The sequence below is a fragment of the Nocardia sp. FDAARGOS_372 genome (genome assembly GCF_002554515.1).
In the GTDB taxonomy this organism is placed as follows: Bacteria; Actinomycetota; Actinomycetes; order Mycobacteriales; family Mycobacteriaceae; genus Nocardia; species Nocardia farcinica.
This window is the reverse complement of record NZ_PDDW01000001.1, coordinates 26,415-47,645: the sequence shown is the minus strand read 5'-3', so window position 1 is coordinate 47,645 and position 21,231 is coordinate 26,415. Positions and strand designations below refer to the sequence as shown.

The window sequence follows — 21,231 nt, the reverse complement described above, 5'->3', positions numbered from 1 at the left end:
GTCTACTCCTTGAGATCGCTGCTGTGCCGCACGACGGCGGCGATGTATGCCGGGCGGCGAGATCCCCTAGCCGGTCGCCGGTTACGGGGGGTGCCCTGCACGGTGACGATGTCGCCGACCTTCACCAGATCGGCCACACTGGCGGGGCCGTCGAAACGCCACCGGTCACGGCGGTCGGTGCCGCCCGGCAGTCCGGGGTCGAGAAGCAGAATCAACCGCTGACTCGCTCGCCCGTCCTCGAACTCCTCCACCTGCAGGTCGGTGAGGCTGCGTTTCTGGAGCAGCCCCCACCACGGCACCTCGATCGGCGGACCGTCGATCCTGTTGCCGGTCAACGGGTCCTGGGTGGGTTCGCCGTCACGCAGCAGGGTCCAGCGTTCAGGCAGCCGGGTCATGCACTGACCCGGATCGTGAACGCGTCACCGCTTCCGGCGTCGTCGATCAGATCGGCGATGTCGTCGTCGGTGACCTGCACCAACCCACCCGCTGTGGCGGGTTCGTACTCGGTGCTGATTTCGGGGTATTCGGTGCGTCGCACACCGATACCGCGGCGCAGCGTCGCGACTGCGCGCAGCACGATCTCTGCACCGACGCCCTTGACCAGCACAGGGTCGAGGGCACCGGTGGAGATCCGCTCGTCGAGTCGGCTCACCTTGGTGCGTAGCTTCGCAGCGGCGATATCGATGAACCGTTTCACCTGGGTGGTTTCGGGTTCCTCGAACGTCTCCCCGGCGATGGCCTGGACGTCGCCGATGTCGAACAGCGACAGCGGGTCAGGAGCGGTCATCGGCCTGCGCGATCACTGCGAGGATGTCGGCCTTCTTCGTGGCCTCGCCGAGGTCGATGTCGTGCAGCTCGGCGTAGGCCTTGAGGTCGGCCACCGTCCACGACTCCGACGGATCATCGTCGGAGTCGCGGTTCGATTCCCAGACCGCAGGGTTGGTGATGCGCTTGGCGAGCTCGTCCGGGACGTTGTCTCCCGGGCCGAACACGTGCGCCCTGCCGTCGCCGTCGTACACGTGGACGTGCGCGATCAGCTGGCGCGCCATCACAGCACCTTCGCGACCATCGTGGCGTTGCCGTTCAACAGCATCGGCAGGCCGATACCGCTGGCCTTGGTCCACCGTTGGGTGGCGTCGGGGGTGATGAAGCTGCCGACGACGATGCCCGGCGCCTCGGTGGCGTCGATGCCGTACTGCGGCTCCAACGCTTCGGCGGTGGTGCCCCACAGCGTCTCACCGATCTTGGCGGCGCCGACGTAGACGATCACGTCGTCGGGGATCAGACGGGTAGCGTTGCCCTCCCAATCCTCCACCTGCGCGTCGAAGATCTCGAATGGCGGGTGCCCGAACGAGGTGAACAGCGCGTTCACCGCTTCTCGGGTGACGATGCCCTGAGTGGAGCCAACGGGCAACGCGTGGGCGCGGATCTTGTCATTGCGCATCAGCGCCGACATCACCCGCTGGGAGGTGATCGCCCGGACCGGGTTACCGGACTGGGTCACACGGAATGTGGAGAACCAGCTCTCCTGATCCAGGATCGGGTCAGCCGCACCGGCACCGGTGACGTTCCACAGCGTCGCCGCGGTGACAGTGTGCCCTGGGGCGCGCTTGAACTCGACCTTGAGCTCGAGACCGTTCTCCTCCAATGCGACCTCGCCGTTGACGATGGCGTCGGCCTTGGCCAGGACCATCCTGGTCCGCAGCGCCTGCGCCAGCTCCACGGCGTCGTTGAAGATGACGTTGCGGATCGCGTCGGGGACCTTCCGCATCCGCAGCCGGTCGTACTCGCCGAGCAGCCGCTTCTCGCTGAGCGGGGGCAGCTCACCGGAGATGCGTTCAATGCCCCGACGCCCCGAGATAGGAGCCTCCGTGTCGTAGGCACGGAACCGGCCGGCGCGGCGCAGACCGTGCTGGGTGATGTTGGCGCGGAACTCGATGTCGTCGATCATCGTGTCCGGCAACAGCTGGTCGACCAGTGAGAGGTCGTTGATCGGCTGGTCCGCCAACGCCTCACGGACGTAGCCGGTCAGCTCGGCGGGAGTGACGTAGTCACTGTTGATGACGAGAGCCACCATGGCTTACGCCTCCTCTCAGAAGTAGCTGATCTGCTTGGCCGTCGCCTGGCCTGCAGCATCGGGCGGATTGGGGACCTTGGCGGCGATGACGGCGCCATGCCAGTGCAGCGCGGCACCGACCTTCGTTACACCGGACGGAACAGTGACCGCGGTCAGCAGGTGACCCGCGATGTCCTCGGTGTCGCTGTTGCTGCGCTTGCCGTACAAGCCGGAAGCGAGCTTGCGCAGCGTCCACCCGGACTTGAGGTAGCCGTCGGCGTAGTCACCGGCGGCGAAGGTGGACATGTCGAGGGTGATCGACCGGGCACGTTCAGTGCCCTCACCCGATGCCAGCCACGACTGGTCGTCCTGGCCGAAGCTCTCGGTCTTCAGCTGGAGATGCATTGTTTCCCCTCCTTCTCTGGGGGTCAGGTTCGTTTGCGCTGCCGGTAGAGATCTCGGCCCGCGGTCATCGATCCCCCGGCATTGGTCTCGCCGCCGCCCTGCCGGCGGTCCGGCTTCGGGGTGGGGGCAGGTGCGGGGGTGTCGGGGGCGTTGATCCCCATCAGCTGCTTGAGCTGCCCGGCATCGGCGATCAGCTCCTCGAGCGTGGAGCCGTTGAGCCTGGCAGCGAGGGACAACGGCAGCTCCGCCTTCTCGGCCGCCTCGTACCGCAGAGCCTTCGCCGCGTCCTTCTCGAGCGCGGCGATGCGCTCCGCCGTCCGTTCGGCTTCGGTCTTCTGGGCGTCCTCGAACGCCTTGACCTTCGCCTCCAGAGCGGCCTGCGCCTTCTCCGCGGCCGCGCGAGCCTTCCGCTCCGCCTTCAAAGCAGCGAGGCCGGACTCGCCGAGATCACCGTCACCGGTGCCCGTCGCGGGCTCGGCGTTCGGTGTCGACACCGGGGGTGCCGTGGGCTCTGTCGTTCCGGGGTCCGCGGGGGCGGGGGTGCCGGTGGCAGGTGCCGTCATTACTGATCCTCCATCGCGGGGGAAATTCCGACCGGCCTCGCGCCGGACGGGAAGCTCTTCGGGGCTACGCGACGTAGCCGTACTTGCGGAGCAGTTCGATCGCTTCCGCGCGGGTCTCGGCGATCTCGTAGATCGCTTCGGGCATCAACCGGGGCGTGGTGCGGGCGTTGCGGCCGCGGGCGCGCATAGCCCGTCCAGCCTGGCCCCGGCGCGTCACACCCTCGGTGGTCGTCAGCAGTCGACGGCCGTACACCTCACTGCGCTGGGCGCGTCCGCCGATGATCGTCAGGCCGCGGCGGGCGTTCACCACCTGGCTCATGTCGGCGCCGTCGCGGATCGCCTGCGCGCCCGCCTGCCCGAAGGTCTTGTTCTGGTCGGCTTCGGACAGGGACTCGAAGTACTTCTTCGGGTCGGTGGTGATCTCGTCGGCACGGTCCTCGCGGGAGGGGATATGGCGGCAGTTGCAGTTTGATACAATGAGACTGTTAGCTGTGTGCCAACCCTCCGACGAAGTCAGGCTGAATACATGCCCGCTCCACTGGACCCTTCGCAATATGACAATGCGATCCAGCTCTACCTGGCCGGTGAGCCGGTCGAACAACTCCTTGCCACGACTGGCGTATCCCGCACGGCCTTCCACAAGGAACGGAAGCGCCGGGGCATCCCAACGCGTGGAGTTGACCTTCCCGATGACGCAATCGTCTCCGCCTATCTCGCTGGAGCCAGCGAATACGCCCTGGGGCGGCAGTACGGCGTCTCCAGGGCGATAATCCGCAAGCGCCTCGTGCAGGCCGGGATAACCCCCCGCAGCCACAGTGAGGCCGCGCTCAACCGGGCCGCCGCCATGACCGCCGATGAGCGCAAACGGCAAGCCGCTGCGGCCAATCGAGCTGCCAGAATGCGGCGCTTGCCACAAATCGACAAGTTGCGCAACGCTCTTCGCAACGAGCAGGCCGGACGATTCGGTTCGCCTGGTGAAGAACTGCTGTTCACGCTGCTGCGCGATCGCGGCATCGTGACCACACCACAACGTGCGATCGGGGCCCACAATGTCGACCTCGCCGCGCTGCCCGTCGCCATGGAAGTCCTCGGGGGCGGCTGGCACGCGGTGAAGACCGTTCACCGCGAACGAACCCCATACATCCTCGATGAGGGCTGGCACCTGGTGATGGTCTGGGACTACGAGGGGCGTAGCACCTTGGGGCCTGGTGCTGCGGACTACCTCGTCACCTTCATTGAGGAGGTTCGCCGGAACCCACCCGCCACGTGTCAGTACCGGGTGATTACCGGTCAGGGACAACTGCTTGCCGCTCGCGGTCGTGAAGACGACGAGTTCCCCCTCGAACCACCTCCGCGTGGCGGCCTCAGCTGACGGTCCGCTGACCACAGTCCCCGCCGGAAAGCAGTTCGGGTGCCGACGGAAGCCTCGTGACCAGTGGTAGTAGCGGCCCGCGAGGATCACGCATCTCGAGCAGGACGGTGGCACCAGCATCCGCACATAGCCGACGCCGAGACGCGAGACGATGCCCACTCCAGTAGCGGCACGGCCAGCGTCGGCGATCTCGTTGGAGATCACCCGGCGAGCCTCGTAACCGGCGTCCTGCCATGCCTTGTAGGCGGGGACACCCTCAGCCATCGCGGCGCGGGCGCCGATCACCGTCTGCGCCAGCAAGCCCTCGATCGTCCGACCGTCTGCGGTGACGCCCACCAGCCGCTCATGCGTGGGCGTGGCCACCTTCGGGGCGCGGATGTTCTGCTCGTCCAGGGCGTCGTCGACATACCGCTCGACGTCACGCACCGCGGCGGACTGCCCTGCCTCCACTGCCCGGGTCAGCCGGGCAATGTTGCGGTCGAACCAGACACCGAAGTCGTTCGGCGGGGAGGTCGCCCACCGCTTCGCGATCTCCTCGATCGCGTCCACCGCCGCCTGGCGCTGGAGACGGTCGAACATGGCCGCAGACTCCAAGTCCATCAGCCGGGTGGTGAGACCAGCCATCAGGCGCTGTCGTCCTCAGGTTCGGCGCGGTCGGCCTCGAGCTGGTCTTGCACCTGGGCGCGGGTGGCGGCGATGCTCTCCTGCTCCCGGATCGCCCGAGACACTTCGGGGTCCATACCTTCGTTCTCGAAGTACTTACGCTCTCTCGCCTTGCGGGGCTCGTCCCAGCCCATTTCGTCCCACGACCCCTCGCGGGAAAGAACCGGGTTGCCGCCGTTGAGCTTCTGGATCGCGTCCGCTTCCTCGGCGCGGGTGGGGGTGGCCGGGTTCCGCCACTCCACCGCGATCGGCTCACCCGCCGGCGGGAAGTTCCCAGTGCGGAACCTCTCGTAGAGGGCCAGCACCCAACCCAGCCCGACACCGAGGTGGGCATTCTTCTCCTCGGCGTTGGACACGATGCGAGACTCATCAGCCCTGATCGCGCCCTCCGCCGCAGGGTTTGCGGTGTTGGCGCCGAAGTACCGGAATGGCAAACCCGTCACCGAGCTGGCCAGTTCGGCGTACAGCTTCACCGTGTTGTGGAACCCGGCCAGGTCCGCACCCGGCAGCTGGCCGATGGTGACATCCTTCGACGACTTCTGTGTCGCCCACAGCGCGTCGAAGTAGGCCTTCCACACCGGCAGCGGCTTGCCGTCCTTATCGACGAAGTCACCCTTCGACACACCGATCGCGTACCGCTTCGGCACAGCTACGGTCTCCACGCCGTACTGAAGGTCCGTCAACGCACGAGCGCACGCATCGGTGAGGGGGATGACGTCTGCCATCTCCGTTGTGCCCGTCCATGAACCGAGGCGGCGGCGGTTGAGGAACAGCACCACCGGCACTCGGCCCAGGCCATGCTCGTCGATGCCGTTGTCGTCGCCCACCACGTCGATATCCCAGCCGTTGCTGCTCGCGACGAGCTGGATCGTCCTGTCCGGCAGGAACAGGGTCGCTACCTGCGTGCCGTCCTGCTCCCGATACCGGCGCAGCGCAGCATCCATGCGGCGTTTGCGCTGATTCACCAGGCACGACATCTGCCGCGGCGACTCCACGGTGATCAGCGGATGATCCTTGTCGTCCTCGTTCGTGCCGACACTGACGAAGCAGCGGCCGAAGATCATGTTCTCCTTGGCCAGAATCGGCACCTCAGCCTCGAGATTGTTCGCCTCGAACGCCTCCTGCAGCGCCGCATCCGCGGTGTCGACACCAGGCCGATAGATGCTCTTCACCTTCTGCCGGCGAGACACCTCATCGAGGTACATGCGCGGCCAGTTCGCTACGAGCTCGAAGATCCGCAGTTCCTCCGGAACCGCCAGACCGATATGGTCCAGCTTCTGGGTTCCCTCGTAATAGGCGTCGTACAGCCGATCCTTGTACGACAAGCGACCGAGCTGGCCGGTGAGCTTGTTGACCATGTCGCGCTCGTCGTCGGACAGCTTCGTGCGCAGAACGATCGCCACGCTCACCTCCTCAGCTGAAACAGAACATCCGACCGTCAACGTCCTCCCAGCCCGCGGCCCGCGCATCGCTGGCGGCTTCGTGAGCGAGGATGGAGGCGATCGCGACGTCGATCTTCTGGTGGTCGTTGGGTTTGCCGAGGACGTAGGTGTCACCCGGCTTGGGCACCTTGCGGCAGTTGTCCATGTGCTGCTGGGCGATCGGGCACCCGTCATGCGTGATACGGGTCTTCAGGTCGGCCTCGAACCGGCGGATCGCGCTGTACATCTGACGGGGACGGTTCGTCGCCCACTCGAACACGTGCTCCTCGCCGTGCTCCAGAGCCCACTCCCCACCCTCGGTGCGCCAGTCGTGGGGGTCGAAGTAGAACCGGGCCAGCTCGTAGGTGGTGAACACGTGCTCGACGGCGGCGTGCACCTCACCACGGGGGATCTGGCCGCCCCACTCGGCGGGGTTCCAGATCGCTGGACGCCGGTCGGGTCCGTAGCGGGGAGTGAACTGGAACCCCGCGCGGGTTTCGCACCGCAGCGCGGTCCAGTCGTTGTTCTCCGACCCGTCGAACCCGGCACAGATCGGCGTCCCCGACGGGGGGTTAGGAAGCCACAGCGTCGCCATACCGGCTCTCCCACAACCCTTGCGGCAGCCACGATCCCGACCTCGCCACCAGGCGGTTGCCGAAGAACCGTTCCGCCTGAGCGGGATCGGTCTCGTTCAACTCCATCGCCTCGGCCTCGATCGAATCCAAGTCCACCCACGGCGACCCGTCGTAGACGTAGCGCAGGATCTTGCGCCGGTCCCGCCGGTTCCCCCACGACAACCCCGCCGGGGGGATGCGGAAGAACTTGAAGATGTCCGGTCGCTGCGACTCGTAGGTGCGCTGCGCGGTCGAGTTCTCCGCCGGATCCCAAGCGTTCGTGGTCTCCATCGTGCGACCGTTCATGCCAGCCGCGCCGCGACGCTGATGCTCAGCGATCTCGACCATCTTGTTCCGCTTGGTGTACAGGCCGGACTCGTCCTGCAGCGCGAACGAGATCGGGTTACCGACCCGGCCCCGGGCGCTCGAGGTGACCGCGTCGATCCGGTCGAAGTCCTCCCCGCCATCGGAGCCGAGGATGCGGATGAAGTTCTCCCGCACCGCCATCAAGTCCGACAACCGCCCGAGCTTGATCATCGCCGCCAACGGCCGATACACGTTGCCGACCTGGTCCTCGTTGTTCGCCGTCAGCTGGATCACCGGCGAGGGATGCCGGTCAGCCATCGGCTCACCGGGCAGGTACTCGTACTCCCAGCCGCACCCGCAGCCGTGCTCCGAGCACGCCCACCCATCACCCTTGCCCGCCCACCCGGCGAACTGTGACGGGCCGGCAGCTTCTAGGCACACGATCGACGCGCTCCACGGCCCCTTGCCGGTCTTCTGCGGTGCCACGATCTGCGAACGCCGGTACACGAACGCCTGGTTGAACACCGGCTCGCCAGTCCATTCGATACCCGCCCGGACCTGGTAGTGCTTGGCAGCGCACCAGAACTGCCAATCGCTCCACTCGAACGGCTCACCGCGGTGCTGCTTGTCCGGGATGACGCAGTGCCGCTTCACCCACGCCTCGCCGATGTCCCCAAGAGTCGGGAAGTCGACGAGGAACCCGTCAGCTCCCTCCACCGGAGACAGCCCGCATCCGGCGCTTCGGCGGCTCAGCCACAGCCTCCGTCACCTTCTCCTGCCGCGCCGCGGCCACCTCGTCAGCGGCGATCACCCAGCCGTTCTCCCGCAGCCCCGCCGGCGTCAACCCGATCTGATCGGCGAACCGGTGCAAGCTCCCACGGTCAGAGGCGTTGGCCTCATCCGACTCGCAGATCACCGACGTCCGCACCCAATGCGCAACCGCCTGCCACCGCCACGGCTCACGCGACCACGCCACAGCCTGCGGCGTCCGCCACGCCCACTCCCACAGCCGAGCTTCCCGATCCCGCACCAGGTCCGTCGACTCCTCATCGAACACCTGATACCGGGCCCCCTTCTCCCCATGCTCCCAGCGGTAGATCCGCCTCGGCATCAACGGGAACTCTGGCGGCGCCCCGGCATACCCCTCAGCCGGCAGCCTCACGAACTCCAGGCCACGCCGATCCGACCGACCCGAGTTCGGGTCCGGCTGCGGCCCCGACCGGTTCCTCGCACCACCCTTCATCCGACACCTCCTCAGCCGGCATCGCGCCGCGCTCGGATCACCCCCCACCTGCCGTCGCAGCAGGCCAGGGCTCAGCAACCATCCAGCATCGCGCCGGGATGGAACCACCCGGTCCTACCCGGGTGTTCATGCCCATCACCCACACAAGACCGAGCGGTCCTAATCGGGTGATGTTGGTCTTCGCCTCACTTTCTGGACCCTCCGCGCGGTCGAGCGCCCTCCCCGAAGGTGGCGCGGCCGGCCGCCCGAGGGGTACCCCCCTGGGGTAGGGCGCTAATGGGGTGTTGATGAACTTCGCTCGAATAGGACCGGGCGGTCCTAATTGGGCGATCGTCGGGATGACTCGATTAGTGGCTACCGGTCAGCTAACGAACCCGCTCGGCTCACACCGGCGGGCGGTTGTCAACCCCTGTGGATAACTTCGCCCTGTGGATAACTCGCTAATCGGGCGTTGGTCGAGATAGGCCGAATAGCGCACCTTCGCCGGCCTGGTCCAGCGCTGACCCTGTGCACGGGTCCCTGCTTTCGACCGAGTTCAGTGTTGAGTTGCAACGCTTTGACCTGCGGATATGCCGATTCCGCTGCGTTTGCGCAGGTCAGAGGCGTGCGGTCCGGCGGGCTTCACCATCGGCCGTCGACCGACGTACGTTTGCACCGCTCTGACCTGCGGTTATGCTGCCTTGTGCGCGTTTGCGCAGGTCAGTGCGGTGAAACTCTCGCGCCCCTGGCCGCATTGCACCCACGGCACAGGACATCGAGTGGGCCGGCGGGGTCGCCGCCGGCAGCTATCGGGGTGCGGTGGTCGGCGGTGAGGTCGGTGGACGGGTGGGCGGGGCGTTGCCATCCTGGGCACCAGTCGCCGTGTGCGGCCCTGTGACGGGCTACAGCATCAGCCCTACGTCGCCGCTCCGCGGTGTCGCGTGTGGCCTTCGTGGGGGTCGTGCGGGCGTAGTGGCGTTCCCTCTCGCGCCTGTGCTCGTCGCAGCGGGCTTCGGGTTGGGCGTTAGGGCAGCCGGGCTCGGAGCAGACGCGGAGACGGGCTCGAGCCATCAGGGGTTATCCACTCGCCGCCACTCGGTCTCGTGCCGCTCGAACAACTGCTCGACGACCTCACCGGGTCGAGCGGATTGGCGGGCGTCCCGCTCGTCGTCTTCGAAGTCGCTGTGAGTGGTGCCGTCCGGCCTGCGGATGCGGTAGCGGCGGACGGGGTTCCACTCGCTCTGGTGCGCTGCGAGCCAGGCGGTGCGGGCGACGATGTCGCGGACGTCCTCGGGCTCCCATACGAGATACCGGAGGGTGTCGTCGTGCAGCCCCTCGCGGTCCGTGGCGAGGTCCACCGGGTAGGCGGTGCCCTGCTGCTCCATCTCGTGTTGGCGGTCGAACAGGACCTCGGAACTCTCGGCGTCGGGGCCGTCGATGCCGATCGTGAAGAAGTCGTTGATGTAGCCACAGTCGCCGATGAACAGCGCTTCCGGGCCGAAGGGCCATCCCCTCTTGCCACCCTCACGGAACTCGCTGTAGAGCGTCCCGATGGGCATGGCCTTCAACTCGGCGCGGGAGACGATCCTCATCGCTCCATCCTGCCGGGCAAGCCCTCGTCGACCCTGACCGTGAGCATGGGCGTCTGGCAGTGCTCGCACTTCGGGCAGTCGCCGGCACGGTGGATCTCCCAGCCTCGCACGACGCCGTAGCGGCGCTCCACGCCCTCGTCGTCGATCGTCACCAGGATGAGTGGATGAGGCTGCTCGGTCTCGCCAATGAGGAATCGAGCGCCCTCGCTGTCGGCGGGGATGATGAAGGCGATGCCGGTACTGGTGAGGTAGACGAGGGCGTCGTTCATCTCGCGGCGCAGCTCCCAGTTGCTGTCCCACAGGCGAACGCGGGCGCGGGGGATGCAGCGCTTGGGCTCGACGGGGCTCATCACAGCGCGCCGACGATCTCGATGATGGCCTTGATGATGATCAGGCCGACCTTGCCGGCGGTGACGATGGTGTCGAGGTCGACGCTGCCCATTGGAGTCTCCTGTCTGGTTACCGCTTGGTCATTGCTGGCGATGCGAGCCGATCGTGGCGCTGGCCGTGCTCGCCGTCCCAGGAAGCCACGTAGTCCACGAGCCGCTGGTATTGCTCTACCGATTCGGCACAGAAGGTGACGCGCCCGAACTTCTTGCCGTCGTCCCACGAACCGTAGGCGTTGATCTGCTCGAACTGGGCGACCCAGTCGATGATCCGCTCAACGTCTGACTCGGACTCGACCAGCACGTCTACCGACATCGCCTGGAAACCCTTGGTGGCGGTCACAGGTCGCGGTAGGGGTCCAGGCGGAGCAGGCGCACGATCAGACGAGTCACCCCGAACGTGAACGCATCCCACAGATCAGCCATCAGTTCCACCGTTCGATGAAGCATGACAAAATGTCCCGCTTCAACGACTCACCATCTCGCGATGGTGAGGTTGAGCCAGAGGCTCTTCCCGAGGCGATCCCACTGCGCCCGCGAACGGTCGTCTGACATGGGTTCCTTCGGGCTGCTCACGCACCAACTGTGCGCGGTCGACCGCCAAAGCGGCCAGATTCATTGCGGCGTTCACGTCCCGATCCAGGACGATCCCGCACTCCATACAGACATAGGTGCGTTCGGAAAGGGCGAGCTTGGCTTTCGCCACACCACATCCCGAACATGTCTTGGAGGAAGCGAACCAGCGGTCGGCGACGATCAACTCGACACCAGCCTGTTCGGTCTTGTAGGTGAGCTGTCGGCGGACCTCCGCCCAGCTGGCGTCCGCGATCCGGCGAGCAAGTCGCCGGTTGCGGACCATGTTCGACACCGCGAGATCTTCGATCACGATCACGTCATGATCGCGAACAAGCCGAGTGGTGAACTGGTGGATACCGTCACGCCGCAGGTTCCCGACACGAGTATGCAGGCGAGCGACACGGGCTTGCGTCTTACGCCAACGCTGCGACGGCTCCACGTTCGTTCGGCGGTCCGGTCCGCGACGGCGTGCCGCTTGCCGCTGGAGACGACGCAGGGACTTCTGCGCCTGATCCAGGTGGCGCGGGTTCGGCACCGTCTTCCCGGTGGACAGGATCGCCAACGACTTGATACCCAGGTCCACCCCGACAACCCGGCGGGTGGCGCGAGGCGCGGGGGTGGGGTCAGGCAGTTCGACGGAGAAACTGACATGCCAACGCCCCCGTTGGAACGACAGCGTCGCCGAACGGATACGGGCCGTCCCGTTCTCAACGCGGCGGGCCAGCTTACGAGTGGACTCCCCTGTGCGGACCATGCCGATTACGGGAAGCTGAATGTGGCGGCGGTCGCGACCGAGACCGAACGAACCGGTGGTGAACCGACAGGACAAGCGGGAACGATGCTTCGACTTGAAGCGCGGCATCTTCGCCCGCCCCGCCTTGCGGTTCCCCAGCGCGGTAGCGAGGTTGGCGCAACCGGTGGCGTATGCCTCTTTGCTGTTCTCCCGCCACCACGGCGCGACATCATCCTTGGCCGCGTTCCATGCCTTGCGCAGACTGTAGGCGGAGGTATTGATCCACGGGGTGAGCTGATCCCCGGTCAAGCCGTAGGACTGTTCAGCGGCGCGTTGGGCCCAGTTCGCTTTCACCTTCGCGAGGCACCAGTTGTAGGCGACACGCTGGGCCCCGCAATGCGACCGGAACTTCTCGACCTGCTCGGCGGTGGGGTCGAGAGCGAACAAGTAAGCGCGGATCACGACTCGCCCCCCGGATCGGTTTGCGCGGCACGCACAGCGGCTTCGGCTCGACGGGCAGCCGATCGGCGGCCGTACAAGCGGGCACACATGGCGGTCAGGATCTCGATCATGTCCCGCACTAGATCGTCGTGCACCTCGGTCTCATCGAGTACAACGATCGCGCGGCCAGTCGCGGCCATCGCCGCTTCCAAATATTCGACACCGAATCGGGCGAGTCGGTCGCGATGCTCGACAACGATCGTCCCGACAGTAGGGTCAGCGAGCAGCTTGCGAAGCTTGACGCGGCGGCCATTGAGCCCGGACCCGATCTCGGTGACGGTGCGATCGATCCGCAGTCCGCGCCCGCTCGCGCCGGTCAATACTCGCCCGGCCTGTCGTTCCAGGTCCGCCTTCTGGTCACGCGAGGACACGCGGCAATACGCCACGACCGCGGCAGTGTTCGCCTGTGGCGGGTCGACCAGGATCGTGCCGGTCGGCAGCTGCCGCGCGGGAACGGGAAGTGTTCCGGCATGGAACCAGTTCAGGGCGGTCCGGTATGACACGCCCTGTTCCTTGGCCCATGCACTCAACTTCACGAGTCTATTTTCTCACAGAATGGCGCATCCTTACTCATTCTGTCGAACAGATCACGACCCTCGGGACTCGCGGCGTTCGGGAGGCATCAGGGGGACGTGCCGGTAGGAGCCGCCCGCGCCGACGAGGATCACGCCGTCGAACTGGTCGGTGAGGTCGGTGACGGTGGGGCGGTAGATGTAGTGCGCCAAGCGGATCAGGGCGCTGGCGAGGCGCTTACGCATCCTCGATCGGCTTCCGGTCCACTGTCATCGACGTCCAACCCTCGACCTCGGTGTCCTCGAACGGCGACGTATGCGCCGTCCTCGTGCGGCCCACCGACGCTGGCGACGGTGACGAACGGCATCACCAGGTTGTAGCCGGGCTCGTCGTCCTCGTCGCTCACTGCGGACCCCACAGCTGCCAGGACAGCACCGGGGTCACGAACACCGGCTGCTCCAGAGACCGCGGGGTAGGGGTGCACAGGGCACGCAACCAGGTAGCGAAGTCGGGCATCAGGACTCCACGGGTTCGTAGGTCGCTCGGAAGATTTCATCCTTGATCGGGTAAAACTCGCCCTTCACGCCCCGGATCACCCAGTCGCCGAGCGTGGCGGTCATGGTGCCTTCGAGAGTGTCGATCCGGATCTCGTGCGGGCTGTCGACGTTCGTCCCGCCGCACCATTCGGCGATCCGGGAGCCAGCCGACACGTCGGTGAAATGCATGGCTTCGATCTCGACGGGCTTCTTGCGGTACCGCTGCGGGGGCATGAGGCTCCTCGGAAGGGAACTATTAACTCTCGGTTAAAGGTTGGGGGCTCCCTGCTGCCGGGGCCGACCGACTCAACGGGAGAGGTGGTAGCACTCCGGGCGTACCGGCCAGCAGGGAGAACAGCCGCAGCGCGATCACCGGCAAGTGCACCGCTGCGACGAATGAGGGCTACCGGCCTCGACCGGCAGCGTGACGGGTCGCCTTCTCACACGCAGCGATATCAGCGAGCCGATACAGCTTGCGGTTCCTGGCGTCCATACCCACCGCTGCCAGCTTGCCCAGCGACGCCCACTTCCGGATCGTCGCCGCGGTGACCGAGAAGATCGCCGACGCCTCGACAGCGGTGAGTTTCGAATCCAACCCGTCGGTCACGAGGACGGCAGCCATATCGCCTCCCGGAAACGACGAAACCCCCTCCACCGAAGGATGTGAGGGGGTTTGGGCATAGGGGTACTACTGCTCAGGTGTGAAACTACCAGGTCGACCCCCGGACTGTCATGCTGCCCGTTCGCTGGACAGCAGCGTGTCGAGGACCATGCGCGTGTAGAAGGGGTAGTGCTCCTCGCGGATGACGTGCCCGCACGAACCGCAGTCGATGGAGTCGGCGCCGACGTCGACGGAGCGGAACAGGGTCCGCAGCTCGCAGGACGGGCACGGGGTCGGTAACAGCTGGCGGGGTCGGGTGAGGCCGAGGCGGGAGCGGATTTGCCCGTGCAGGTCCCGCATCTCCACGGCGACGTCGCCACCGAACGGAGCGGCGGCGAGGCGGTCGATGCGGCACTCCAGGTATGTCCAAGCCGCCCGTACCCGGTACCTCTCCCCCACCCCGGGATGTGGGGGTGGGGTTTCGGTGAGGTGGTCAGCGAGAGCGTCGTGTGTTTCGTTCAGCACAGCCGCGATCTGGGCGGCGGTGTCGGATGCCCATTCGGCAGGGTGCCCGAACACTTGGCGGCCGCGGGAGACGCGTTCCTGGGCGCGGCGGGCTGGCGTGGGGAGAGTGGTGGTGAGGTTGACCCAGTCCATCGTGAGCCACCCGAGGAGCCGGGAGAACCGGGATTGGCAGGGATCGCACATGCCCAGGGAGGTGAGTGCTGGGTCGCCGGCGGAGTCGCGGCAGCCGGGGAATGTGCAGGGGCTGATACTCACGGCTGAGACCTCCACTCCCGGTTGCTCATAGATAGCAGGGTATCGATTTTCGGTGTAGATCTCGAGCCGCCGCGCACCAGGGGGGTTCCAAGGACCAGCAACTTTGCGGGATCCCGCAAAGTTGGTGTCTACAGGCTCAGAGACTGGCTGATACAGCTACGGCCACCCCGAGACTGGGGTGGCCGTAGGGTCTGCCGCAGCGTGTGCGACGGGTTGAAGCCGGAGCGGGAACTCCGAGACCTCAGGGGTTCGGCTGTCTCACAGCATCAGGATACCGGCACGCGATCTCCTCGCGGATGCGTTGGATGTCGGACAGGGTGTAGCCGTCGCTCATGCGGCCCCCTCCTCGCTCAGCTCCCACAGCATCCGGACCGGCGGATACTGCCCTGGCTCCAATGGGTGCAAGCCCAGCGCGATGTCGTGCCGGAGGTTGTCGAGCGCCTCGTCGAGGGACGGCTTGCGTGCGTCGCTGCTCACGACTGGCCCTCGTCATCGCTCATCACGACCGGCATGACCTCGCCGTCCGGGCGCATCATCTTGAACTCCGCGATCGGGTCGATGGAGGTGTGGTCCGCCTTCGCCATCGGGGCCACCTGCCGCGTCTCGCCGTACTGCTGTTCGATCGGGGCCAGCCAGGCGAGCAGCGTCTCCTGCGAGTCGATGCCCTCCGGTGCCGGGATGGCGGCGAGGTCGGGGAACTGTGCGCGCAGCGTGGGCTCGCACTCGCGGGCGGCGCGCGGCAGTTGGTGGGTCCACAGGGGTTCGCCGGTCATGTAGCCGAGCAGGTCGTACAGGCCCTCGACGTTGCGGGTGGACACGAGCAGTTCGGTGAGGACGCTGAGGATGTCGCTGATGTGGAACTCGCGGGTCTCGATAGAATCTGTCATGGCTGAATCCCTGTCTGCTCAGGTTGTGGATTTGCGATGTCGTCGGAGTAGAGGTGTTCGGCAGCGATCGGGTCACGGCCGTCGGTGAGGATGGTGTCGTCGCGCTCGCGTGCCCACTGCCAGTGCTGCACAGTCGCGCCGGTCTCGCGCCCTCGGGTGCCGATCGCCTCGCGGGCGATGGCTTCGTCTCGGTCGAGCCCGGCACGCAGACGGGACAGGGCATCGGAGGCGGTCACGCGATCCGCTCCCTACCGCCACGGCTGACCAACAGCGCCGCCTCCGACAGCTTGCCGTCATCGATCAGCCTGTTCGCCAGGACGAGAGCCTGCGCCCGCCGCGCCGGGTAGGTGATCCACCGCTCGCGTGGATACTCCAACTCGGGCCGCTCGGCTCCATTCGGAACATAGTCGGGTATGACCACCGCAGGCAGATCGGCTGGCAAGTCCCACTTCGGCATGGCCGCGTGCAACTTCTCGGTGACCCGCTGCTCCAACTCTGCGAGGGCGGCGCGGCTCTCCTCGGCCTCGAGTTCGGGGTCACGCACCGGGCAGCCATCCCCCTGGCTCACCCAGCAGCACCGTGCCGCCGTCGTCCGTCGTACCCGCGGACTGCCAGCGCCCGGACCAGCGATCCAAGGTCCGCTTATCGCCCCTGGTTTCGATGGTGACCGTGCAGTCCTTGAGGTCGACCGGTGGACGGCCAGGGAACGCGAACGCCTGCGGCCAAGGCGCGTACAGCCGCCCAGTCTCCGGGTCGTTGCGCCACAGCACGATGTGGACGCGGCGGCGGTGAGCGCGCCACCGGCCGCGAACCTTCATGTGCGGGAAGAACTCGCGCCGCCTGGGGCGCTGTCCGCTGCTCATGACGCCTCCTCGGGCCACAGCCCCTCGCTCAGGAGATCCAGGATCTGCTGGCACACCATGTCCCGGTACGCCACGAACTGCTCCTCGGGCCCCCATTCCTGCGCCTTGAGCTGCCACCGCTCGGCGACCTCCAGGAAATCGCCGACGATCTCGGCGCGAGCGCCCTCCAGCGTCTCGTCGCACGGACACTGTTCGGCGGCGGCGCGGTCGGCGGCGATGCGAGCCTTGATGTCGTCGTAGACGGTCACGAGTCCTCCTCGGGTCGCTGTCCGCTGCTCACGACGCCTCCCCGGGCCACAGTCCCTCGCTCAGGAGGTCGAGGATCTGCTGGCACACCATTCGATCGGTCACGAGATTCGCACCTTCCCGCCGTAGCCGACGAGCCAGCCCGCCTCGGCCAGCTTGCCCTGATCGATCAGCTTGTCCGCAAGAACCAGGGCCTGGGCGCGGCGGGCCGGGGCGATCGCCCACCGCTCCCAGGGGAACTGCGGCCAGTAGTCGGGAAGCGGCGGGGCCTCGACGGCCTCGGCGGGCAAGGCCGGGATGTCAGGCAGATCCCACTTCGGTCGCGCGGCTGCCAGCTTCTCGGTGACACGCTGCTCCAGCGCGGCCAGGTCGGCGTCGCTCATGCCTGCCACGTCCATTTCGCGTCGATGCCGAGGTAGTCGAAGGACCGCCGGACCTCCCGGCGCTGCCCCGACTCGACCATCGGATAGTCCTCCAGCATGTCGGCGACCCGACGCAGCGCGGAGAAGATCGCGTCCTGCTGATCCCGCAGCGACACGTTGCCCAGGTCGAGGCGCAGGACGAACTCGTTGTCGGTGACGGTCTCGGTAGTCTTATTCATGGCTGAACCTCCTGGGGGTTCGGTCGGTGGCCGGGTGGTGTGCAGCCCCCGGCCGCCATCAATTTTACCAGGTCAGAACACATTTCACGCCCTCGGTTCGGTCCCAGCACATGATCCACCGCCCGGTCACGCCGACTCCTCAACGATCTCCGGAGTGAGTGTGATGGTGATCCGTGGATGGTCGCTGCCCTGCTGCACCGAGTACGACTCCGACAGCACATGATCCGCGTCATCCTTCGCCAACACCCCCAAATCCACCAGAGCGTCGATCGCGGCCTTCCCGAAGGCATGAAGACTGCCAGCGTCGCGGGTGCGGCGGTCCGGGGCATGCCAGGTCACCGCCACATGACACCGGTCCAGGCGGGGCAACGTGTCCCCGCCGGCGGATCGGATGTGCCACGCCACTGCGTCGCGGGCGGCTTTCACTTTGGACCAGTGGGCGCCGCGCTGCTGGTTGGAGGTGAGAGGTGGGCGGGGTAGGGGGATGTCGAGTACGTGGCGGGTCACTGCTCCGGGTCCTTCCAGTCGGTTTGTCACGGCGCTCATGCGCCTGCCTCCCTGACCACCGACAGCTGCGGCTTGGCCCCGGCCGCAGCGAACACGGCCAGCATGTCCGACAGCTCCACAGCCACCTGTCGCATCTCCTCCGCGGTGCCGGTGGGCAGGGACACCACACACCGGCCGGACGGGGACCGAACAACGAAACTCACAACGCCTCCTCGGACACGCGGGAGGTTTTGATCTCGGTCATGAGTTCTCCTCGTCTGCTTCGATCGCGGCACGAGCGCGGTCACTGATCCGGGTTTCCCGCCACGCCAGCAGCCGCCTGTAGGTGATGCGGGCCTCCCACAGGACTCGACCGTCCCGCCACCGCCGCACCCGCCCGTCCGGGTACCAGGCGTCTTCCAGCCACTCACACCGGCGACCGACCAGCGCGGTCTTGGTGTGCTCGTAGTGGAAGCCGTGGCCACCGCCACAGCCTTCGCTGCGCCGCCAGCCCTCCACCGCGTACTCTCCGTCAGCGAGGAACGGGCCGATGTCCTCGACGCGGTAACGCATCAACGCGACCTCGGCCGGGGTGAACGGGTACCGGCCGCCGCTCACCGAACACCGCCCGTGAAGTCCCCGGCTTTAGGCGTGGGGAACCGTGAATCCTCCCCGTCGATCGCGCGGATGGTGGCGCACGGCATCGCCTCGCCGCAGCACTGGCAGTAGTCGCAGCACTGCGGGCATGTCGCATCGGGCACCGTGTGGACCGGGTTGTCGCACCCGTTCTCGGGCTGATGCAGCTTCCGCGCGCGGTCGATGGCGGCGCGAGCCTCGAACTCCTTGCCCAGCAGGAGAATCCGTATGTCCGACTGAATATCGGCCTCGGGCGTCCACAGGACGATGACCGTGCACCCGCATGTCCCGTCCGGCTCGGCCTCGAGGATGGCCTCGCTATGGATCGGGTCGGCGCTGCCGGTCGTGACCCACCACCCGGCGCCGAGGTGATCGAAGACCGCGGTCCCGTCGTGCACGAGAGCACCAGCCGGCAGTGCCGACAGCTCTTCGGGGTCGGCGATGACCCGGGCGGGTGGACGCCAGCCCGCGAGTTCCTTGGTGAGATGTCCCGCCAGCTCCGACCCGATGTCGGTCGGCCCGGGAAGGACGAGCCAAGCGCGATTCGGCCAGGAATCGACTGCGGCTCTCAGCGCGTCGGCCAGGGCCGCGGCGTCCTCGGGGGTCTCGATGACGCGCGGCTGCTGCTGCGCCTCCAGCTCGGCGACGCGGGCGCGGGCGGCGTTGAGCTGGTCGACCAGCTGATCGCGGTGGAGCTGACCGCGCTCGGCGCGCTCGCGCCACATGTCGCGCTCGGCGTCGATCTCCAGCTCACCGCCGCGGGCGGTCTCGACCGCGATCAGTCGCGCAAGCTTGCCGCCGCGCCGCCCGGCATGGATGAGCGCGGGGGGTGTCTGCTCAGGCATCAGCGGTGTCCTCGGTCGGCTGGTCGCCGAGCAGGGCGAGCCAGGGCGCGGGCGGCAAGCAGCTCCTGCGCCATCGCCGCGACTTCCGACTCGGCTGCGGCGTGGGGGTCGACGGCGAACACCTCCAGGTGCTCACGCGACAGCTCAGGCGCGGGCGGGACGCGGGTGCCGATCCGATCCAGCACGTCGGCGTAGACCGTGGTGCCGATCCGGGTGTATTTCGGCATCCTGACCAGGCGGACGGACGGTCGGCTGTCGTCACTGATCCGGGCGACGCGCCACCTACGGCCGTCGATGATCACGAGGTCGCCCTCGGTGTAGTCAGGCATGGGCGTGCTCCTGGGTGTGGGCGTCCGCACGGGACGCGGTGTTTTCGTGGCCTGTACGCCACGTGGACGGACGAACGGGGGTGGGTGTGGGTGTTGGTGAGGGTGCGGGGCGTGTGGGGCCTGAGATTCTCGATAAACACGGGATTTTCTGGGGGGTGTCGCGCTCGGTGACGCAGGCGCAGTTCGGTTCGGCCTTGCAGCGCGGGCACGGGCGGTCTATGGCGCCGTTGACTTCGTAGGCAGCCCACACCGGATCACCGGCGGCTCGGAGTGGCAGCCCGGCGCTGGACACGGGTAGCGCCGCGGTGACTGCGGCGTGAACCTCGGCGGCGGTCTCGCGTTCGGCGCGCTGACGGCGGGACTCGCGGGCGTGGTGGAGCAGGTCGCCGATGCCGATGGTGCGGCCCTCGGTCTGGCCCTCGTAGTAGCGAATCACGCCCTCGAGCAGGTCCGGGGCGTCGAGCTTCCACCGCTCGATGCTCTCGGCCCATGCCGCGAGCCGGGCCTTGTCCGGGTCGCCGAGCTTGTCGTCGTAGATGCGTGCCCGGGACCATGCTGCGGCCGCAGCGCGCACGCTGCGTTCACTCGCTGCGATCTCCAAGGGTTCTCACCTCCCGTAGCAGTTCCTCGGCGGCGGCGTGGGCGTCGACCGCCTTCTCGGTGGGTTTCGATCGGCCGCGCCGACCGCGGGCGTTGGCGGCCTTGTGGACGAACGCCGGTATCTGCGTGGGACTCCACGAATCCGATTCCGTCCACGCCTTGAGTCCGGCGGCGATGGCGGGCGGCGGGATACCGGCCGCGAGGCACGAGTCGATTTCGACGCCGACCTTTGCGAGCACGCCCGCCTCGAGTGGCACCGACAGCGCTTCGCTGAACGCGACCGCGATTGCGTGCGCCGGTGCGCTGCGCGCGGTCGCATTGAGCCGCGCCGCGACCTGTGCGCCACCGCGCGGCGCACGCAGCGCGACCACACCCCCGCTCGCGCGCGCGCCCGCGCGGTCGTGAGTTACGTCGAAAACTGGGGGACGTATATCTGTTCCCCTGTTCCCCTGTTCCCCTGTTCCAGGCGCGACACCCTCGCGAGGGCTCGCGACACCCTCGCGAGGGCTCGCGACACTCTCGCGAATGACGGACTCGCGATAGTCCATTGTGCCGTCTGGCCTGGGGAAACGTCCTTTGCCGGGCTTGTCGATGCGCTGTACCGCCTCCCACCACGAGATGTAGAGGAGGCGGGTCCCATCCACCTCGTAGCGATGGATGAAACCGTGCCGGTGAAGCTCGGAAACGGCTTCGGAAACCCTCGCGACGGTCTCGCGAGGGTTCGCGAGCATGTCGCGAGGGAACACGTCGGCGACGATCAGAGCCACGTCGTCCTTGCCGACGCCGTTGTCATCGACGTAGGACTCCAGGCCCTTGAGAACCAGCCGCGAGTCCCACGAGAGGGCGGCGATTCGCTCGGAACGCCAGAACTCAGGCTTGGTGCTGCGGATGCGCATCA

The 21,231-nt window shown here is 67.1% G+C and carries 35 protein-coding genes; all 35 read right to left on the bottom strand.

The window, feature by feature from the left end:
- Window positions 1–2: 2 nt before the first annotated feature.
- Window positions 3–395: a hypothetical protein gene (locus tag CRM89_RS00355; protein ID WP_011208061.1), complete on the bottom strand. Its 393-nt coding sequence runs from the start codon at window positions 393–395 to the stop codon at window positions 3–5.
- Window positions 392–787, bottom strand: a complete 396-nt coding sequence (locus CRM89_RS00350; protein WP_011208060.1) for a hypothetical protein — start codon at window positions 785–787, stop codon at window positions 392–394. Before CRM89_RS00350 ends, CRM89_RS00355 begins: the two co-directional genes overlap by 4 nt.
- Entirely contained in the window at window positions 774–1,049 is a 276-nt protein-coding gene (locus CRM89_RS00345; protein ID WP_041559963.1) for a hypothetical protein, read from the bottom strand. The genes CRM89_RS00350 and CRM89_RS00345 overlap by 14 nt, the downstream gene beginning before the upstream one ends.
- Window positions 1,049–2,077 (bottom strand): major capsid protein, encoded by a 1,029-nt coding sequence (locus CRM89_RS00340; RefSeq protein WP_098082962.1) that lies wholly within the window; start codon window positions 2,075–2,077, stop codon window positions 1,049–1,051. Before CRM89_RS00340 ends, CRM89_RS00345 begins: the two co-directional genes overlap by 1 nt.
- A gap of 15 nt (window positions 2,078–2,092) precedes the next feature.
- The gene (locus CRM89_RS00335; protein ID WP_011208057.1) at window positions 2,093–2,461 is read right to left on the bottom strand and encodes a hypothetical protein; all 369 of its coding nucleotides are present in this window, start codon (window positions 2,459–2,461) and stop codon (window positions 2,093–2,095) included.
- Between the two features lie 23 nt (window positions 2,462–2,484).
- The gene (locus CRM89_RS00330) at window positions 2,485–3,024 is read right to left on the bottom strand and encodes a hypothetical protein (protein WP_011208056.1); all 540 of its coding nucleotides are present in this window, start codon (window positions 3,022–3,024) and stop codon (window positions 2,485–2,487) included.
- Between the two features lie 64 nt (window positions 3,025–3,088).
- Window positions 3,089–5,020 carry a Hint domain-containing protein gene (locus CRM89_RS00325; protein WP_098082961.1) on the bottom strand — a complete coding sequence of 644 codons (1,932 nt, stop codon included), beginning with the start codon at window positions 5,018–5,020 and terminating at the stop codon, window positions 3,089–3,091.
- Window positions 5,020–6,462 (bottom strand): phage portal protein, encoded by a 1,443-nt coding sequence (locus tag CRM89_RS00320; RefSeq protein WP_106427641.1) that lies wholly within the window; start codon window positions 6,460–6,462, stop codon window positions 5,020–5,022. Before CRM89_RS00320 ends, CRM89_RS00325 begins: the two co-directional genes overlap by 1 nt.
- A gap of 10 nt (window positions 6,463–6,472) precedes the next feature.
- On the bottom strand, window positions 6,473–7,075 hold the full coding sequence (locus CRM89_RS30675) for a terminase (RefSeq protein ID WP_011208053.1): 603 nt from the start codon (window positions 7,073–7,075) through the stop codon (window positions 6,473–6,475).
- The gene (locus CRM89_RS30670) at window positions 7,053–8,117 is read right to left on the bottom strand and encodes a terminase (protein ID WP_172964421.1); all 1,065 of its coding nucleotides are present in this window, start codon (window positions 8,115–8,117) and stop codon (window positions 7,053–7,055) included. Before CRM89_RS30670 ends, CRM89_RS30675 begins: the two co-directional genes overlap by 23 nt.
- Window positions 8,104–8,643 carry a hypothetical protein gene (locus CRM89_RS00305; RefSeq protein ID WP_011208051.1) on the bottom strand — a complete coding sequence of 180 codons (540 nt, stop codon included), beginning with the start codon at window positions 8,641–8,643 and terminating at the stop codon, window positions 8,104–8,106. The genes CRM89_RS30670 and CRM89_RS00305 overlap by 14 nt, the downstream gene beginning before the upstream one ends.
- 1,049 nt (window positions 8,644–9,692) lie before the next feature.
- Window positions 9,693–10,214, bottom strand: a complete 522-nt coding sequence (locus CRM89_RS00295; RefSeq protein WP_098082960.1) for a hypothetical protein — start codon at window positions 10,212–10,214, stop codon at window positions 9,693–9,695.
- On the bottom strand, window positions 10,211–10,564 hold the full coding sequence (locus CRM89_RS00290) for a hypothetical protein (RefSeq protein WP_127516018.1): 354 nt from the start codon (window positions 10,562–10,564) through the stop codon (window positions 10,211–10,213). Before CRM89_RS00290 ends, CRM89_RS00295 begins: the two co-directional genes overlap by 4 nt.
- Window positions 10,565–10,673: 109 nt before the next feature.
- Window positions 10,674–10,943 (bottom strand): hypothetical protein, encoded by a 270-nt coding sequence (locus CRM89_RS00285; protein ID WP_098082958.1) that lies wholly within the window; start codon window positions 10,941–10,943, stop codon window positions 10,674–10,676.
- A gap of 123 nt (window positions 10,944–11,066) precedes the next feature.
- Window positions 11,067–12,371 carry an IS607 family element RNA-guided endonuclease TnpB gene (tnpB, locus tag CRM89_RS00280; protein ID WP_172964420.1) on the bottom strand — a complete coding sequence of 435 codons (1,305 nt, stop codon included), beginning with the start codon at window positions 12,369–12,371 and terminating at the stop codon, window positions 11,067–11,069.
- Window positions 12,368–12,946: an IS607 family transposase gene (locus CRM89_RS00275; RefSeq protein WP_098082956.1), complete on the bottom strand. Its 579-nt coding sequence runs from the start codon at window positions 12,944–12,946 to the stop codon at window positions 12,368–12,370. The genes tnpB and CRM89_RS00275 overlap by 4 nt, the downstream gene beginning before the upstream one ends.
- 51 nt (window positions 12,947–12,997) lie before the next feature.
- Window positions 12,998–13,168, bottom strand: coding sequence for a hypothetical protein (locus tag CRM89_RS30665; protein WP_172964419.1), 171 nt, complete (start codon window positions 13,166–13,168; stop codon window positions 12,998–13,000).
- 270 nt (window positions 13,169–13,438) lie between these two features.
- Complete coding sequence (locus CRM89_RS00270) at window positions 13,439–13,693, bottom strand: hypothetical protein (protein WP_011208043.1); 255 nt, start codon at window positions 13,691–13,693, stop codon at window positions 13,439–13,441.
- Between the two features lie 169 nt (window positions 13,694–13,862).
- Window positions 13,863–14,081: a hypothetical protein gene (locus tag CRM89_RS00265; RefSeq protein ID WP_041559957.1), complete on the bottom strand. Its 219-nt coding sequence runs from the start codon at window positions 14,079–14,081 to the stop codon at window positions 13,863–13,865.
- Window positions 14,082–14,189: 108 nt separating this feature from the next.
- Entirely contained in the window at window positions 14,190–14,717 is a 528-nt protein-coding gene (locus tag CRM89_RS00260; RefSeq protein WP_253805075.1) for a hypothetical protein, read from the bottom strand.
- 453 nt (window positions 14,718–15,170) lie between these two features.
- The gene (locus tag CRM89_RS30660) at window positions 15,171–15,317 is read right to left on the bottom strand and encodes a hypothetical protein (RefSeq protein ID WP_172964418.1); all 147 of its coding nucleotides are present in this window, start codon (window positions 15,315–15,317) and stop codon (window positions 15,171–15,173) included.
- Window positions 15,314–15,727 (bottom strand): hypothetical protein, encoded by a 414-nt coding sequence (locus tag CRM89_RS00255; RefSeq protein WP_098082955.1) that lies wholly within the window; start codon window positions 15,725–15,727, stop codon window positions 15,314–15,316. The genes CRM89_RS30660 and CRM89_RS00255 overlap by 4 nt, the downstream gene beginning before the upstream one ends.
- Window positions 15,724–15,963, bottom strand: a complete 240-nt coding sequence (locus CRM89_RS00250) for a hypothetical protein (RefSeq protein ID WP_098082954.1) — start codon at window positions 15,961–15,963, stop codon at window positions 15,724–15,726. Before CRM89_RS00250 ends, CRM89_RS00255 begins: the two co-directional genes overlap by 4 nt.
- Window positions 15,960–16,271, bottom strand: coding sequence for a hypothetical protein (locus CRM89_RS00245; RefSeq protein WP_127516016.1), 312 nt, complete (start codon window positions 16,269–16,271; stop codon window positions 15,960–15,962). The genes CRM89_RS00250 and CRM89_RS00245 overlap by 4 nt, the downstream gene beginning before the upstream one ends.
- Window positions 16,264–16,590 (bottom strand): hypothetical protein, encoded by a 327-nt coding sequence (locus tag CRM89_RS00240; protein ID WP_098082952.1) that lies wholly within the window; start codon window positions 16,588–16,590, stop codon window positions 16,264–16,266. The genes CRM89_RS00245 and CRM89_RS00240 overlap by 8 nt, the downstream gene beginning before the upstream one ends.
- Window positions 16,587–16,838, bottom strand: a complete 252-nt coding sequence (locus CRM89_RS00235) for a hypothetical protein (RefSeq protein ID WP_098082951.1) — start codon at window positions 16,836–16,838, stop codon at window positions 16,587–16,589. The genes CRM89_RS00240 and CRM89_RS00235 overlap by 4 nt, the downstream gene beginning before the upstream one ends.
- A gap of 99 nt (window positions 16,839–16,937) precedes the next feature.
- Window positions 16,938–17,234 (bottom strand): hypothetical protein, encoded by a 297-nt coding sequence (locus CRM89_RS00230; protein WP_127516014.1) that lies wholly within the window; start codon window positions 17,232–17,234, stop codon window positions 16,938–16,940.
- Window positions 17,216–17,437, bottom strand: coding sequence for a hypothetical protein (locus CRM89_RS00225; RefSeq protein WP_098082949.1), 222 nt, complete (start codon window positions 17,435–17,437; stop codon window positions 17,216–17,218). The genes CRM89_RS00230 and CRM89_RS00225 overlap by 19 nt, the downstream gene beginning before the upstream one ends.
- Before the next feature lie 126 nt (window positions 17,438–17,563).
- On the bottom strand, window positions 17,564–17,983 hold the full coding sequence (locus CRM89_RS00220; protein ID WP_127516012.1) for a hypothetical protein: 420 nt from the start codon (window positions 17,981–17,983) through the stop codon (window positions 17,564–17,566).
- Window positions 17,980–18,147, bottom strand: coding sequence for a hypothetical protein (locus CRM89_RS30655; protein WP_172964417.1), 168 nt, complete (start codon window positions 18,145–18,147; stop codon window positions 17,980–17,982). The genes CRM89_RS00220 and CRM89_RS30655 overlap by 4 nt, the downstream gene beginning before the upstream one ends.
- 37 nt (window positions 18,148–18,184) lie before the next feature.
- Entirely contained in the window at window positions 18,185–18,541 is a 357-nt protein-coding gene (locus CRM89_RS00215; protein WP_098082947.1) for a hypothetical protein, read from the bottom strand.
- Entirely contained in the window at window positions 18,538–19,404 is an 867-nt protein-coding gene (locus CRM89_RS00210; protein ID WP_098082946.1) for a hypothetical protein, read from the bottom strand. Before CRM89_RS00210 ends, CRM89_RS00215 begins: the two co-directional genes overlap by 4 nt.
- Window positions 19,404–19,733 carry a hypothetical protein gene (locus CRM89_RS00205; protein ID WP_098082945.1) on the bottom strand — a complete coding sequence of 110 codons (330 nt, stop codon included), beginning with the start codon at window positions 19,731–19,733 and terminating at the stop codon, window positions 19,404–19,406. Before CRM89_RS00205 ends, CRM89_RS00210 begins: the two co-directional genes overlap by 1 nt.
- Entirely contained in the window at window positions 19,726–20,334 is a 609-nt protein-coding gene (locus CRM89_RS00200; RefSeq protein ID WP_127516010.1) for a hypothetical protein, read from the bottom strand. The genes CRM89_RS00205 and CRM89_RS00200 overlap by 8 nt, the downstream gene beginning before the upstream one ends.
- The gene (locus tag CRM89_RS00195) at window positions 20,315–21,229 is read right to left on the bottom strand and encodes a hypothetical protein (RefSeq protein WP_098082943.1); all 915 of its coding nucleotides are present in this window, start codon (window positions 21,227–21,229) and stop codon (window positions 20,315–20,317) included. The genes CRM89_RS00200 and CRM89_RS00195 overlap by 20 nt, the downstream gene beginning before the upstream one ends.
- Window positions 21,230–21,231 lie beyond the last annotated feature (2 nt).

What these genes read in the sequence shown, in the direction of transcription:
- CRM89_RS00355 (WP_011208061.1), bottom strand. Translation starts at nt 395, where the DNA reads ATGACCCGGCTGCCTGAACGCTGGACCCTGCTGCGTGACGGCGAACCC.
- CRM89_RS00350 (WP_011208060.1), bottom strand. Translation starts at nt 787, where the DNA reads ATGACCGCTCCTGACCCGCTGTCGCTGTTCGACATCGGCGACGTCCAG.
- CRM89_RS00345 (WP_041559963.1), bottom strand. Translation starts at nt 1,049, where the DNA reads ATGGCGCGCCAGCTGATCGCGCACGTCCACGTGTACGACGGCGACGGC.
- CRM89_RS00340 (WP_098082962.1), bottom strand. Translation starts at nt 2,077, where the DNA reads ATGGTGGCTCTCGTCATCAACAGTGACTACGTCACTCCCGCCGAGCTG.
- CRM89_RS00335 (WP_011208057.1), bottom strand. Translation starts at nt 2,461, where the DNA reads ATGCATCTCCAGCTGAAGACCGAGAGCTTCGGCCAGGACGACCAGTCG.
- CRM89_RS00330 (WP_011208056.1), bottom strand. Translation starts at nt 3,024, where the DNA reads ATGACGGCACCTGCCACCGGCACCCCCGCCCCCGCGGACCCCGGAACG.
- CRM89_RS00325 (WP_098082961.1), bottom strand. Translation starts at nt 5,020, where the DNA reads ATGGCTGGTCTCACCACCCGGCTGATGGACTTGGAGTCTGCGGCCATG.
- CRM89_RS30675 (WP_011208053.1), bottom strand. Translation starts at nt 7,075, where the DNA reads ATGGCGACGCTGTGGCTTCCTAACCCCCCGTCGGGGACGCCGATCTGT.
- CRM89_RS00305 (WP_011208051.1), bottom strand. Translation starts at nt 8,643, where the DNA reads ATGAAGGGTGGTGCGAGGAACCGGTCGGGGCCGCAGCCGGACCCGAAC.
- CRM89_RS00295 (WP_098082960.1), bottom strand. Translation starts at nt 10,214, where the DNA reads ATGAGGATCGTCTCCCGCGCCGAGTTGAAGGCCATGCCCATCGGGACG.
- CRM89_RS00290 (WP_127516018.1), bottom strand. Translation starts at nt 10,564, where the DNA reads ATGAGCCCCGTCGAGCCCAAGCGCTGCATCCCCCGCGCCCGCGTTCGC.
- CRM89_RS30665 (WP_172964419.1), bottom strand. Translation starts at nt 13,168, where the DNA reads ATGCGTAAGCGCCTCGCCAGCGCCCTGATCCGCTTGGCGCACTACATC.
- CRM89_RS00270 (WP_011208043.1), bottom strand. Translation starts at nt 13,693, where the DNA reads ATGCCCCCGCAGCGGTACCGCAAGAAGCCCGTCGAGATCGAAGCCATG.
- CRM89_RS00265 (WP_041559957.1), bottom strand. Translation starts at nt 14,081, where the DNA reads ATGGCTGCCGTCCTCGTGACCGACGGGTTGGATTCGAAACTCACCGCT.
- CRM89_RS00260 (WP_253805075.1), bottom strand. Translation starts at nt 14,717, where the DNA reads ATGGACTGGGTCAACCTCACCACCACTCTCCCCACGCCAGCCCGCCGC.
- CRM89_RS00255 (WP_098082955.1), bottom strand. Translation starts at nt 15,727, where the DNA reads ATGACAGATTCTATCGAGACCCGCGAGTTCCACATCAGCGACATCCTC.
- CRM89_RS00240 (WP_098082952.1), bottom strand. Translation starts at nt 16,590, where the DNA reads ATGAGCAGCGGACAGCGCCCCAGGCGGCGCGAGTTCTTCCCGCACATG.
- CRM89_RS00230 (WP_127516014.1), bottom strand. Translation starts at nt 17,234, where the DNA reads ATGGACGTGGCAGGCATGAGCGACGCCGACCTGGCCGCGCTGGAGCAG.
- CRM89_RS00225 (WP_098082949.1), bottom strand. Translation starts at nt 17,437, where the DNA reads ATGAATAAGACTACCGAGACCGTCACCGACAACGAGTTCGTCCTGCGC.
- CRM89_RS00220 (WP_127516012.1), bottom strand. Translation starts at nt 17,983, where the DNA reads ATGAGCGCCGTGACAAACCGACTGGAAGGACCCGGAGCAGTGACCCGC.
- CRM89_RS00210 (WP_098082946.1), bottom strand. Translation starts at nt 19,404, where the DNA reads ATGCCTGAGCAGACACCCCCCGCGCTCATCCATGCCGGGCGGCGCGGC.
- CRM89_RS00205 (WP_098082945.1), bottom strand. Translation starts at nt 19,733, where the DNA reads ATGCCTGACTACACCGAGGGCGACCTCGTGATCATCGACGGCCGTAGG.
- CRM89_RS00195 (WP_098082943.1), bottom strand. Translation starts at nt 21,229, where the DNA reads ATGCGCATCCGCAGCACCAAGCCTGAGTTCTGGCGTTCCGAGCGAATC.